The following is a 13644-nucleotide window of genomic DNA, read 5'->3' on the forward strand; positions in this document are numbered from 1 at the left end:
CCTTTGTGTTAGGCGACACACTTCTTGCGGTGTGCAAGCTTCAGAACCGCGTCCACGGCAAGCGCGCCTTCTCGGCCGACCAGGATCGGGTTGATTTCGATTTCTTCGGCGCCCTCGGCGATGGCGAAGAGGCCCAGGGCCTCCAGCGTGTCGAGCAGCGCCTCGCGGTCGCCTGCGGGACGGCCCCGCCATCCCTTCAGGCGCTCGGCCACCTTCAGACGGTCGAACGCACGCGAGAGTTCTTCACGGCGGAATGGCGCAGCGACCAAAGTGCTGTCATTCCAGAGCTCGGCTTCCACTCCGCCGCCGGCGATCATCATGATGGAACCGACGGACGGATCGTAAGTCACGGCAGCCAAGACCTCGGCAACGGTGTTCGCCGCCATCGCCTCTACGAGGACGAGGTTCAATGGAATGTTCGGTGCGAGGCGGCCCATGTCCGATCGCATCTTGTCGACCGCGTCGCGCACCTCCTGGGCCGAGGACAGGCCGATGCAAACCGCACCGACCTCGGACTTGTGAATGAGGCGGGGGTCGAGAGCTTTGAGAACAACCGGGAAGCCGATTTCGGTGGCGACTTCGTGGGCCTTCTCGGGACTGGAGACTCTCGACTTGGGAACCCGGACTCCAGCCCCTGCCAGCATCGACTTGGCTGATGCCTCGTCTTGATAGGTGCCGGCTTCAGGAACAATCGACTGGGCCGCGGTCAGCTGCTCCAGCCCTGCGGCATTCAGCTCTTCGCGGCGCTCGCGCCACCAAACACCGTGTGACATCGCACGCATACATTCCTCCAGACCCTGCATGGCGGCAAGGCCGAGGGTCTGGGTGTGATCCCGGGCGTGGGCCGGGAAGCAGTCGATCATGGGGGCCAGCTGCATGGCGGCGACGTCGCGGCCTCGGCAGGCCGCGCCGAGCGCCTCGACCTGCGCAGCGTATTCGCTGATGTCCCACATGCCTTCGCGGGGATAGTTCTGCACCATCAGGGCGGCGTCGTAGCCTTCGTCGAGCAGCGCAGAGTAGATGGCCGTCTGACGTTCCTTGTCGTTCCAGGCGCCCATGGTGACATCCTGCGGATTGCCAGGCGTTGCCATCAAGGGAAGGACTTCCCGCAGGCGGGCGACCCGGTCCCCGGTCGGCTGAGGAAGCTCGAATCCTGCGGCGCTGAGGTGGTCGGCGAGCATCACGCCCAGCACCCCGGACACGGCCGTCACGAGAACTCTGCGTCCCTTGGGCGCCTGCCCCGAATGGAAGAGCTTCAGCGTCTCGAAGAACTCGGATTCCGAGTTGGTGGAGATGATGCCCAGCCTGTCGAAGAGTGCCTCCCAGGCAGCCCCTGCCCCGGTCATCGACGCGGTATGGGAAGCCGCCGCCTGCGCGCCTGCAGCCGTCTTGCCGAACTTGATGGCGACGATTGGCTTGCCGAGCTTAAGCGCCTTCGCCGCAGCCTTGCGGAGAACCGACACATCCCGAAGACTTTCAAAGGACAGGCCGACGGCAGTCACGCGCGGATCGTCGAGCAGGTAGTCAACGCAGGCTTCCATGCCGGTAATCGCCTGATTGCCACCACCGACAAGATGCGTGATTGGCAGACCTCGATCGGAGAATACCGCGTCGCACAGAAGGCCACCGCCCTGGCTGACGACGGCGACGCCCTTTTCGACCGAGTGGACCCCGAACTGGTCCATCATGGCTGCCATCGGATCGACGAAGTTGACCAGTCCGACGGCGTTTGGGCCGAGCATGGCCATGTCGCCAGCCGCGGCGACGAGCTCCGCCTGCAGGTTGCCACCGTCGGTCCCCGTCTCGGCGAAACCGGCGGCGTTGCAAACGATTGCTCTACAGCCTTTGACACGGAGCGATCCGACCGCTTCCAGCGCGGCTTCGCGCCGGATTGCGATGAAAGCCAGATCAGGCGCCTGCGGAAGCGCCTCGATCCAGGGGACGCAAGGAAATCCTTGCAGGGTCTCGTATTTTGGATTCACCACCCAGGTGTCTCCGGAGAAGCCGAGGTCGCGGTGGTATTTCAATGCGGGATTGAGATTGCTGCCCCCGATGAACGCCACAGATTTGGGGCGGAAGAGGGCATCGAGGGGCTGTGTCATCTGGTTTCCGGGGATAAGAAGCTTGCCTGAAGCATAGCGATCTGCTTCCTTCCCTGGATGATCCGAGCAGACAAAAAAATGACCTGACTGAACATGAAGGTGGTAACTATCGTAATCGGCGAAGGCTTCCCGCTTCTGTCGCTTTCGCTCATCACGGAACCGCTCCGGCTGGCGAATCGAGAAAGTCAGGGACCGGTCTTTCGCTGGCGCGTCTTGAGTATTGACGGGACGACACCGCGGTCCTCTTCAGGCCATGCTCTGGAGATTCAGGGCGGGCTGGATGAACAGCCGACAGATGCCGTCATTCTGTTGGCTTCCTACGCCCCGGACCGCATGAAGACCAACGCGGTATTGAGCTGGCTCAGGCGCCGCGCCCGGACTGGATCCCTTATGGGCTGCGTCGACACGGGGGCCCTCATCTTTGCCGAGGCGGGCCTTCTCGACAGGCGACCTGCGGCCGCGCACCACGAGGCGATCGTCGGGTTCCGTGAAAGCCGCGGCGAAGCCTTCTTCGCCGATCGCCTGTTCGATCTCGATCATGATCGCTGCTCAAGTGCGGGCGGAGTCGTAACGATCGACATGACGCTGGCCATGATTTCGCATTTTGAAAACAAACGATTGGCGCGCCGAGTCGCAGAGATCCTGAACTATCGGCCTCTGGAATCGGAACGCGCGGATGGATCGTTCGGGTTCGACTGGTCGATCCCTCGCCTCAACCGGACGCTCGCGAAGGCTATTGAGATGATGCTTGCGAACATGGAATCGCCACTTCCGATCAGGGAGATCGCCAACCGCCTGGAGGCCAAGGAATGGAAGCTTCGTCGGCTCTTCCTGCGGCACCTCGGACAGTCACCGCAGACCTACTACCTGGAACTACGCCTCGATCGCGCACGCAATCTCTTGCGAAATTCACGAGAGCGGGTAGGCAATATCGCCCTCATGTGCGGTTTTTCGGCAAGCGAAAGCCTGAGCCGTGCCTATCGAAAACGGTTCAAGGTGGCTCCCAGCCTCGACAGATCGCTTTATGGGCAACCCGACAAATCCGGCGAAGCCTTCGCGTGAGGCCTAGCTGCCTGGCAAAAGATACAAACCTATGAGACGGCTTTCCACAGTGCGCTTCGCAGCCTGCGACACAGGCTCGGTCCATAGGCCTGTTGGCTTCAGAAGTTGAAATCCCTGCATTCTCGCTTTAAGCCGACATATGTTCAAATCCCGAGCAGTTCCGTGTACGCGTGATGAGGTGGTCGGAAGATCTCTTTCCTTCTCGCCCTGTTTGACGATCCTGCCATGCTGCATGAGGTCACGTCGTCGGCCACCGTTGTTGAGTCGCCAACACTTAAAAACGAAAAGCAGTCCTCCGGCCACCCAAGGTCCAATGTTGGGTGATCGTAAAATCAGCGAAGGGTGTACGGCAATGCGCCACGTTGGCTTTGATCGACTGCAATCTTGCTCTTGAGCGGCGGGACGGCACGTTGGACGCAATTCAGCCGCTCACAAATGCGGCATGAAACACCGATCGGCTCGAATGCCAACCGATTGTTCAGGTCGGTACCGTCGGCATAGACGAAGTCTTGCGCATGGGCTACCTCACAGCCAAGAGCAATGGCGTATCGTCGTTGCGGAGTATTGAATCCGCCGCTGCCTTTGGCAATTTCGGTGGCTATGCTGAGATAGCGCGCGCCATCGGGCGTCTCAGCCAGTTGGCGGATGATGCGGCCCGGCGTCTCAAAGGCCTGATGTAAGTTCCAAAGCGGGCATGCTGCCCCGAAGCGAGCGAATTGCAATTTGGCGGCGCTATGACGCTTGGTGATATTTCCCGCGCGATCGATGCAGGCGAAGAACACAGGTACGCCCTTGACGCCCGGCCGCTGCAAGGTCGAAAGACGATGCGCGACCTGTTCAAGACTCGCACCAAAACGTGTCGCCATCAATTCAAGGTCGTGACGAAGTTCTTTCGCCGCCGCCAGAAAATGCTGATAGGGCAGCGTCAGCGCTCCGGCGAAGTAATTGCGCAAACCGATCTTGCAGATCTCACCAGATTCTTGGGTGCGGAAGTTTGTTCGCTGGACTATCGCATCGATCTCTTTGTCCATCTCCAAGGCGGCCACCTGGAACGCCATCTGAAAAGTTCGCGTCGATGTCGGCGAATAGGGATTGAGGAAGAGTGCGCGGGAAGCACCGTCATATCGGCGCAGGATATCCTCGCCGGATTGCGAGCGCAGGATCCGAACACCGTGCTGGCTCTCCAGATAGGTCGGCAACACAAGCGCAGCATCGCGGTCAGGAATGCCAAGGCTCGTCGCCAGGCGCTCGGCTGCCAGATCAAGGTCGGAAATATAGTTGTCGACGAAGTGGAAGAAATCGCGGACCTCTTCGTAGGGCGTCGGATCACCGACGGCGTTTGAGCGGACCATGTGATCATCGAAGCTTGCAAGCTGTTCGCTGTTGCGGCGATAGGCTTGGTGGCTGGCAATCAAAGCATGCGCAAAGCCCGGCGCGTTCTGAGTGACGAGTTTCAACTCCTGCAAACTCGGCGAATAGGCACCTAAAACCGGATCTGCAAGAGCCTCGCTAAGCGCCGAGAGCAGACGGTCGCTGTCGCTTCCCGACATGGATGCGATATCGATCTTGAAGTTCTCGGCAAGCGATAAGAGCACTGAGGCCGAAACCGGCCGCTGATTATTTTCTATCTGATTGAGGTAGCTGGTCGAGATGCCAATGCGCTCGGCGAAGGCGGCCTGCGTCGCCTTGCTGCTTTCGCGCAGAGCGCGGACTTTTGTACCGACAAAAAGTTTGCCTATGGCCATGTTCGCAACTTCGCAAATGCAGATTACAAATTGCTATATTACACCTTCGCTCCTTTTCAAAGGTTCCCTCATTCGGTCGCGCCACCTAAAGGTTGGTGGCAGCAGTTAGGGGACCTTTGGAGGAGAGCCGAAATGACCATCTACAACGCCATTGCGAGACGGCGGGGGGCGAGCAACCCTGCAGTCGACGGAACCACCATCTTCGCAGCCTCGCTGCTGCTCGCCCTTTCGGCCAAGGTTGCGGTGCCGTTCCATCCGGTGCCGATCACCATGCAGACTTTCGTCGTCATTGGCCTGGGATTGGCGCTGGGGCCTGCACGCGGCGTCGCCGCTGTTTCTCTTTACCTGGCCGAGGGCGCTGCCGGTTTCCCGGTCTTCGCCGGTACGCCGGAAAAAGGCGTCGGCCTTGCCTATATGATGGGGCCGACGGGAGGGTATCTCCTTGGCTTCTTGCCGGCCGTGCTCCTTGCCGGTTGGCTCGCGGTCCGCGGCTGGGACCGTAATCCGCTTTCCGCAATGGCTGCAGCCCTGTTTGCCGGGGCTATCATTTATGTACCTGGGCTGCTGTGGCTTGGCGCCGTACTCGGCTTCGACAAGCCCATTGTCCAGTTCGGACTCTATCCCTTCATGCTCGGCGACATCGTCAAGGCCCTTCTGGCTGTTCTTGTTTTCCCGACGGCATGGAAATGGGTTGACGCGCGAGCCGGCCGCTGATGCGCGCGGTTCTCGAACAGTTGGAATTCCGTCGCGCCGAGGCTCGCCTCGGCGGCGGGCAAAAGCGCATCGATGCGCAGCATGCCAAGGGCAAGCTGACGGCGCGTGAACGCCTCGACGTCCTTCTCGATGAGGGGTCGTTCGAGGAATACGACATGTATGTCACTCATCGCACAGTCGATTTCGGAATGGCCGCCCAGAAAGTGGCGGGCGACGGCGTCGTAACGGGCTGGGGCACGATCAACGGTCGTCTGGTCTATGTCTTCTCCCAGGATTTCACCGTGCTTGGTGGCTCGTTGTCGGAGACCCACGCCCAGAAGATCTGCAAGATCATGGACATGGCTGTGCGCAATGGCGCGCCGGTTATCGGACTGAATGATTCCGGCGGCGCGCGCATCCAGGAAGGCGTGGCTTCGCTGGCCGGCTATGCCGACGTCTTCAAGCGCAATGTCGATGCGTCGGGGGTGATACCGCAGATCTCCGTCATTATGGGTCCTTGCGCCGGCGGCGCGGTGTATTCGCCAGCCATGACCGATTTCATCTTCATGGTCCGCGATTCGTCGTACATGTTCGTCACCGGTCCAGACGTGGTTAAGACTGTCACCAACGAAATTGTTACCGCCGAAGAACTTGGCGGTGCGCGCACGCACACAACCAGATCGTCCGTCGCCGATGGCGCCTACGAAAACGACGTCGAGACCCTTGAGCAAGTTCGCGCCCTGTTCGATTTCCTTCCGCTCAACAATCGCGAAAAGCCGCCGGTCCGCCCCTTCCACGATAATCCGTCACGGCTCGAGATGCGGCTCGACACGCTGGTGCCGGACAGCGCCAGCAAACCCTACGACATGCGTGAGCTGATCCTGGCAATCGCCGACGAGGGTGATTTCTTCGAAATCCAGGAGGCCTTTGCTAGAAACATCCTCACCGGTTTCCTACGCATCGAGGGCCAGACGGTCGGTGTGGTTGCCAACCAGCCGATGGTGCTGGCGGGCTGCCTCGACATCGACTCCTCGCGCAAGGCGGCGCGCTATGTCCGCTTTTGCGACGCCTTCTCGATCCCGATCCTGACCCTCGTCGACGTGCCCGGTTTCTTGCCCGGCACGGCGCAGGAATATGGCGGCGTCATCAAGCATGGAGCGAAGCTGTTGTTTGCCTACAGCCAGGCGACGGTGCCGATGGTGACGCTGATCACGCGCAAGGCCTATGGCGGGGCCTATGACGTCATGGCCTCCAAGCATATTGGCGCCGATGTCAACTATGCCTGGCCGACGGCCGAGATCGCGGTGATGGGCGCCAGGGGTGCGACCGAAATCCTTTATCGCTCGGAACTTGGCGACAAGGACAAGATCGCCCAGCGCACCAAGGACTATGAGGAGCGTTTCGCCAATCCTTTCGTCGCTGCCGAACGTGGCTTCATCGACGAGGTGATCATGCCGCATTCCTCGCGCCGACGCATTGCCCGTGCCTTCGCGGCGTTACGGGGCAAGAGCGTCGATGCGCGCTGGAAGAAACACGACACGATGCCGCTGTAGAGGTGAAACTATGTGCAATCACGTGTTCTGCGGTGAACGCATTTATGTGACGCCGGGACAGCTTTCCGATCTCGTCGGCGGGCCACGAGGTCTAGTCTGGTTGGGGCACGCCGGTGAAATGGATTGGTGCCTTTGCGCCATCGACCTGCCGACGACGCTGAATCGCGCCAAGCTCAGTTGGAAGCAGGATACCGACGCGTCGACTTTCACAGTTGAACGATAGGCAAAGAATGTTCGAGAAAATCCTCATCGCCAATCGTGGCGAAATCGCCTGCCGTGTCATCAAGACCGCAAGGAAGCTCGGCATTGCCACTGTCGCAGTCTATTCAGATGCCGATCGCGAGGCGTTGCATGTCAAGATGGCCGACGAAGCCGTGCATATTGGTCCGCCGCCTTCGAGCCAGTCCTACATCGTCATCGGCAAGATCCTCGAAGCGGTGAAGCAGACCGGCGCCGACGCCGTGCATCCGGGCTATGGCTTCCTGTCGGAGAACGCTAATTTCGCCGAGGCGTTGAAACCCATGGGCGTCGCCTTCATCGGGCCACCGCCGGTGGCGATCGAGGCGATGGGCGACAAGATCACGTCGAAGAAGATCGCCGCATCGGCCGGGGTCTCGATCGTGCCTGGCCATATGGGGTTGATCGCGGATGCCGACGAGGCGGTGAAGATCGCCGACGAGATCGGCTATCCGGTGATGATCAAGGCGTCGGCGGGCGGTGGCGGCAAAGGCATGCGGATCGCCTGGAACGATATCGAGGCGCGCGAGGGGTTTCAATCGTCGAAGAACGAGGCGAAATCGTCTTTCGGCGACGACCGCATCTTCATCGAGAAGTTCGTTACCCAGCCGCGCCACATCGAGATTCAGGTGCTCGGCGACCAGCATGGCAACCTGATCCATCTTGGCGAACGAGAATGCTCGATCCAGCGCCGCAACCAGAAGGTCGTCGAGGAAGCGCCGTCGCCTTTTCTCGACGCATCGACGCGCAAGGCCATGGGTGAGCAGGCGGTGGCACTCGCCAAGGCTGTCGGTTACTTTTCGGCTGGCACGGTCGAGTTCATCGTCGATGCGCAAAAGAAGTTCTATTTTCTCGAAATGAACACGAGGCTGCAGGTCGAGCATCCGGTGACGGAGTTGATCACCGGTATCGACCTAGTCGAGGAGATGATCCGCATTGCGGCCGGTGAACCGCTTCGCCTGACGCAGGACGAGGTGAGGTTGACAGGTTGGGCGATCGAAAGCCGGCTGTATGCCGAAGATCCCTATCGAAACTTCCTGCCGTCGATTGGCAGGCTGAGCCGTTATCGTCCGCCGATGGAAGGCGTACTCGACGACGGGGCGATCGTGCGCAACGATACCGGTGTCTTCGAGGGCGGCGAGATTTCCATGTATTATGATCCGATGATCGCCAAGCTGTGCGCCTGGGCGCCGGACGGACAGGGGACATCCGCCCGGCTGGCGGCTATCGATGCCATGGCCCGCGCCCTCGACGACTTCGAAGTGGAGGGTATCGGCCACAATCTGCCGTTCCTGTCCGCTGTCATCGACCATCCGCGCTTTCGCCAGGGAAGGCTGACGACTGCGTTTATCGCCGAGGAATATCCGGACGGGTTTTCTGGGGTCGAACCGTCCGCGGAGGATGCCAGGAAGCTGGCGGTGATCGCCGCCTTCATCAATCTGCGGATGCAGGAACGCAACGTGCTGATTTCTGGTGCGATGGACAATCACCGTCGGCTGGTGGGGCACGACTGGGTCGCGATGTTAGCCGGCAAAAGCTTTGGCATCACGATTGGTGAAAAGGGCGGCAAGGTCGTCGTCGCCCTCGGCGGCGAGACTCCGGTCGCAGTCGGCAGCGACTGGCAGCCGGGGTGCAGCCAAGCTCGGTTCACGATCGACGATGAGACGCTTGGCGTGAAGACGTCAAACGTGGCGACGGGCATCCGTTTGCGATGGCGAGGCATGGATGTGTTGGCCCATGTCCGCACGCCCCGCATTGCCGAGCTGGCGCTGCTGATGCCGGAAAAGCTGCCACCAGACACCTCCAAGATGCTGCTCTGTCCGATGCCCGGCGTGATAACCGCCGTCTCGGTTAAGGCGGGGGATCAGGTCGAGGCAGGGCAGGCGCTTGCGACGGTCGAAGCCATGAAAATGGAAAACGTGCTGCGCGCCGAGCGCCGGGCAACGATCCGGCGCATCGCCACGGAAGCCGGCGCCAGCCTGGCCGTCGATGAACTGATCATGGAATTCGAGTGAGGGCAGGGCAATGGGCGACCGGGTGGGGTACGAGGACTGGCGCAAACTCGCCGAGCGCGAACTGAAGGCCTCGCCGGACGATCTGGTCTGGCACACGCCGGAAGGCATAGCCGTCAAGCCGCTGTATACCGCAACGGATCTGGAGGAGATCGCCCACCTCAATTCGTTGCCGGGCCTGAGGCCGTTCCTCCGCGGGCCGCGCGCTACAATGTATGCTGGCCGGCCCTGGACCATCCGTCAGTATGCCGGCTTCTCGACAGCCGAGGAATCCAACGCCTTCTATCGCAAGGCGCTCGCCGCCGGACAGAAGGGCCTGTCGGTGGCTTTCGATCTTGCCACGCATCGCGGCTACAATTCAGACCATCCCCGCGTCGAGGGCGACGTCGGCAAAGCTGGCGTTGCGATCGATTCTGTCGAGGACATGAAGATCCTGTTCGATAGCATTCCGCTCGACGAGATGTCGGTTTCGATGACCATGAACGGCGCGGTGATCCCGATCCTGGCGAACTTCATCGTCGCGGGAGAAGAACAGGGCGTCGCGCGCGAAAAACTCTCCGGAACCATTCAGAACGACATCCTCAAGGAGTTCATGGTCCGCAACACCTACATCTATCCGCCCGGACCCTCGATGCGGATCATCGCCGACGTCATCGAATACACGGCAAGGGAGATGCCAAAATTCAATTCGATCTCGATTTCCGGCTATCACATGCAGGAAGCCGGCGCGACGCGGGTCCAGGAACTTGCCTTCACGCTGGCTGACGGGCGCGAATATGTCCGCGCAGCCATCGCCAAGGGCCTGAGCGTCGATGAGTTCGCCGGCCGGCTTTCGTTTTTCTTCGCCATCGGCATGAATTTTTTCATGGAGGCCGCCAAGCTGCGGGCAGCTCGACTTCTGTGGTCGCGTATCATGGAAGAGTTCCATCCGAAGAAGCCTTCGTCGTTGATACTGCGCACGCATTGCCAGACATCGGGCGTGTCGCTGCAGGAGCAGGACCCCTACAACAACATCGTGCGCACGGCCTATGAGGCGCTTGCCGCCGTTCTTGGCGGCACGCAGTCGCTGCACACCAATTCTTTCGACGAGGCGATCGCGTTGCCGACGGAATTCTCCGCCCGCATTGCGCGCAACACGCAGCTCATCCTGCAGCATGAGACCGGCGTGACCAAGGTCGTTGATCCGCTCGCCGGCTCCTATTACGTAGAAAGCCTGACCAATGAGCTTGCCGAAAAGGCCTGGGCGCTTATCGAAGAGATCGAGGCGCTGGGCGGCATGACCAAAGCCGTGGCCTCCGGACTGCCCAAGCGGCTGATCGAGGAGGCGGCCACACGCCGTCAGGCTGCCGTCGATAAGGGCGAAGAGGTCATAGTCGGCGTTAACAAGTTCCGGCTCGAGACCGAGGGCCAGATCGATATCCTGGACATTGACAATGGAGCCGTGCGCCAGTCGCAGATTGCCCGCATCGAAAAGACCAGGCGCCAGCGCGATCCCCAGCGCGTCGGCGATACGCTTCTCGCACTTAGCCAGGTCGCAGCTAGCGGCGAAGGCAACATCCTCGCAGCGGCGATCGAGGCGGCACGGGCCCGCGCGACTGTGGGGGAGATTTCAGATGCCATGCGTGAGGCGTTTGGCGATCATACGGCGGTACCCGAGGTGGTCAGCAACGTCTATGGCAAAGCCTTTGACCAGGAGCCGGAGTTCAAGACGCTGGTCTCGCGGATCCATGACTTCACTTGCACCCTTGGACAAAGGCCGCGCATTATGGTGGCGAAGCTTGGTCAGGACGGGCACGACCGCGGCGCCAAGGTTATCGCGTCCGCCTTGGGCGACATCGGCTTCGACGTGGTCGCAGGCCCGCTCTTTCAGACGCCGGAGGAGGCCGCGCAGCTAGCAGTAGAGAAGAAGGTGCATCTTGTGGGGGTATCCTCGCTGGCGGCCGGTCACAGGACGCTCGCGCCGCAGCTAGTCGAGGCGCTAAAGGCCAAGGGTGCCGACGACATTGTCGTCGTGGTCGGTGGCGTCATCCCGCGCCAGGATTACCAGTTCCTCAGTGACCGCGGTGTGGCGGCTATCTTTGGCCCTGGCACGAACGTGCTCGATGCGGCGCGGGCGCTCCTTGATGTCCTCGAGGGAAGAAGACGAAACCAATGAACGGCCATGTTCTGCAGCTCTCGGTCAGCTCAAAGAAGCGAAACCGGCCTGAAGGCGTCGAAGCTGATGGAGGTCAGGCGCGTCATCACCGAAGCGACCAAGGCGTGCGCCTTTGTCAAGGTCGGGCGTCACGGCAGCGTAAACGGCGCTGCAAAAGATCTGGGCGGCGGGACGCCAGGGCGGTAATCCAGCAGATAAAGCTATTGGAGCTTCAACTCAGCGTTCGCCTGTTTGATCGTTGGAACCGCGAGATCAAGCTGACGGCAGGGGGCTGCTCCTGTATGGGAACCTCGCTCCAGGCTTCCAGCAGGTTGACGATGCAATTTCGTTGTTTGCCGACAGACGACCGGGTCCGGAGACGTTGATCGTGACGACTACTCCAGCGATGTGGCCAGCATTTGACCGCGCTGGAGCAACTCTGCGGATTCATTCTTTACCTCATCCAGGTCTGGCGGCTCGGATCCAACTTCCTCGCAACTGTCGAAATGCTCGGCCCTTTGGCCAGCTCGGCTAACGTGGCCAGACCGCCAGATCAGAAAGAGCACGCTTGCGAAATACGCCAGCTGAAGGAGCAGCGAACAAGCCAGCGTAGTGACGATTGCTGTGCCGATGGAATGAGAAGCGAAATAGGCGGTCAGAGCTGTGCTGCAAAGGACCATTCCCAGGACGCGGCAGAAGATTCTGAAGGGCAATGCCGTTCTCCTGGATGTCCACCAGATCATGCAGCGACATTGTCGGCCGCAACATGGGTCTGGCAGCTCTTCGGGCAGACGCGGGCGCAGGCTCCGCAGCCAATGCAGCGGCCGGGATGGTCGACGACCATGATCATGCGATTGAGCTCGCCATCGAAATCGTCGTCTTTGCCGTCGCAGGCGAGGATTTCACCCGCGTCATCGACGCCGTAAAGATGCATGACCTCGCGCGAGCAGACTTTGAAACAGCGGCCGCAGCCGATGCAGGTCGCGCCGTCTATCGCGGTGAGATATTCCGGCATCCATCCGGAGCCGTCGCGCGTGGTGAATGTGCTCCTCATCGTAACTTCTTCATTGCAGCGAGCTCTCTCTGGGCGCCATCCAACTCGGCAAAAACGGCCGACGCTTCCTCGGCGACTTCCTCTATCTCCGTCCATTTTCCAGGGAGATCCTCTGCAAGGTCGCGCAATTTCATCTTGGCAATGGCGCGCGCAACTGAAGCTTTCGGACTTCCGTTCCCATCTCATCCAGCTTTGACATAGATCCTTCCTTGAAATCGGTTTCTTCACGCCCGTGCCACGTTGGGTTAGGCTTCGATGGCCGCAGTCGCATCGTCGATCAGTTTCGTACCGGCCTCCGCTAGCTTCCTGAGCATCTCTAAGCCGAACCGGTGGATGTCTCGACAGAGCGACCAACCGCCCGGCCGTAAAACGCGATCGTCCGAAGCCCCATAGGTTTCATCTTTGTCATTGGCGATGTCATCAGGCCGGAGCGCTCCTCGATCGCGAGCGCGACGGCGGTGTAAAGTATGTCGAGCCTCCAAAGCACGTCCGGCTCGGGATCGCCGATGACAGGCATCGCACGGCGCTGTTTTCTGATGACGATGAAGTCGTCCAGCAGTTCGGCGTCCGATTTGCTTTCCCACGAGCCGTAGGAGTCTTGAGCACCGATCAGCCGCACGAGGCATCTGACGAATGGCGTGGCAGGCGCCTCGTCCTCCTCAACGGCAGGGCTGATTGCGGTGTCAGACATTTCGCCTTCTCCTCATTTCAGTCCTCTTCCTCGAAGCACGATGTCTGTTGTCTGGGACGCGTACTTCGGGCACACTTGCGCAGCCGACGCCCGGCTCGGCGCGACTGGTTCCACGCAATTGATGTCCTTCGGGCCGACCTTGAACACGTCCTCGACTGCGAAGTCTTCCACGCGAATTCGCGTTGAACAGCACTTCCGCCGCAATGCGGCCGGAGGCCATGAAGATTTGAGCCTCGACCCTGCTGCAAACGATCGACCAAGTGCTGCATGGACCCTCCTTGCCGCACGGTCACGCCAGGGAAATGGGCGAATTGACCAGTAAGTCATTTCGACCAATTACCCATTTTTTTATCTTTCCTCC

At 60.5% G+C, this 13644-nt stretch carries 9 protein-coding genes and 2 pseudogenes; 5 read left to right on the forward strand and 6 right to left on the reverse strand.

Annotation, left to right across the window (positions count from 1 at the left end; translation table 11 throughout):
• Positions 1-8 precede the first annotated feature (8 nt).
• Positions 9-2102, reverse strand: a complete 2094-nt coding sequence (locus X733_RS138060; RefSeq protein ID WP_023820212.1) for an acetate--CoA ligase family protein — start codon at positions 2100-2102, stop codon at positions 9-11.
• A 93-nt stretch (positions 2103-2195) separates the two neighbouring features.
• Between X733_RS138060 and X733_RS138055 the strand changes: the two genes are divergently transcribed.
• On the forward strand, positions 2196-3164 hold the full coding sequence (locus tag X733_RS138055; RefSeq protein WP_081740777.1) for a helix-turn-helix domain-containing protein: 969 nt from the start codon (positions 2196-2198) through the stop codon (positions 3162-3164).
• Between the two features lie 332 nt (positions 3165-3496).
• Here X733_RS138055 and X733_RS138050 read toward each other — a convergent pair whose 3' ends face one another.
• Positions 3497-4909 (reverse strand): XRE family transcriptional regulator, encoded by a 1413-nt coding sequence (locus tag X733_RS138050; protein ID WP_023820215.1) that lies wholly within the window; start codon positions 4907-4909, stop codon positions 3497-3499.
• Positions 4910-5041: 132 nt separating this feature from the next.
• Here X733_RS138050 and X733_RS138045 point away from each other — a divergent pair, with 132 nt between their 5' ends.
• The 4 genes from X733_RS138045 (at position 5042) to scpA (ending at position 11559) form a co-directional block, all read left to right on the forward strand.
• A complete protein-coding gene (locus tag X733_RS138045) occupies positions 5042-5623 on the forward strand; it encodes a biotin transporter BioY (RefSeq protein ID WP_023820216.1) in 582 nt (193 codons plus the stop codon).
• Entirely contained in the window at positions 5623-7155 is a 1533-nt protein-coding gene (locus X733_RS138040; RefSeq protein ID WP_023820217.1) for an acyl-CoA carboxylase subunit beta, read from the forward strand. The genes X733_RS138045 and X733_RS138040 overlap by 1 nt, the downstream gene beginning before the upstream one ends.
• A gap of 230 nt (positions 7156-7385) precedes the next feature.
• Complete coding sequence (locus X733_RS138035; RefSeq protein WP_023820218.1) at positions 7386-9407, forward strand: acetyl/propionyl/methylcrotonyl-CoA carboxylase subunit alpha; 2022 nt, start codon at positions 7386-7388, stop codon at positions 9405-9407.
• A gap of 10 nt (positions 9408-9417) precedes the next feature.
• Positions 9418-11559 carry a methylmalonyl-CoA mutase gene (scpA, locus tag X733_RS138030; protein ID WP_023820219.1) on the forward strand — a complete coding sequence of 714 codons (2142 nt, stop codon included), beginning with the start codon at positions 9418-9420 and terminating at the stop codon, positions 11557-11559.
• A gap of 374 nt (positions 11560-11933) precedes the next feature.
• Here scpA and X733_RS138025 read toward each other — a convergent pair whose 3' ends face one another.
• The 4 genes and pseudogenes from X733_RS138025 to X733_RS01575 all read right to left on the reverse strand — a co-directional run bounded on the left by X733_RS138025 (position 11934) and on the right by X733_RS01575 (position 13283).
• Positions 11934-12251 carry an exopolysaccharide production repressor protein gene (locus tag X733_RS138025; protein ID WP_031194180.1) on the reverse strand — a complete coding sequence of 106 codons (318 nt, stop codon included), beginning with the start codon at positions 12249-12251 and terminating at the stop codon, positions 11934-11936.
• Positions 12252-12277: 26 nt separating this feature from the next.
• Positions 12278-12592 (reverse strand): ferredoxin III, nif-specific, encoded by a 315-nt coding sequence (fdxB, locus tag X733_RS138020; protein ID WP_023820222.1) that lies wholly within the window; start codon positions 12590-12592, stop codon positions 12278-12280.
• Positions 12589-12791: pseudogene (locus tag X733_RS1000000168985) on the reverse strand (CCE_0567 family metalloprotein). The gene fdxB and the pseudogene X733_RS1000000168985 overlap by 4 nt, the downstream one beginning before the upstream one ends.
• Before the next feature lie 46 nt (positions 12792-12837).
• A pseudogene (locus X733_RS01575) lies at positions 12838-13283 on the reverse strand (NifX-associated nitrogen fixation protein).
• Positions 13284-13644 lie beyond the last annotated feature (361 nt).

Source organism: Mesorhizobium sp. L2C066B000 (assembly GCF_000502335.1).
Classification (GTDB): Bacteria; Pseudomonadota; Alphaproteobacteria; order Rhizobiales; family Rhizobiaceae; genus Mesorhizobium.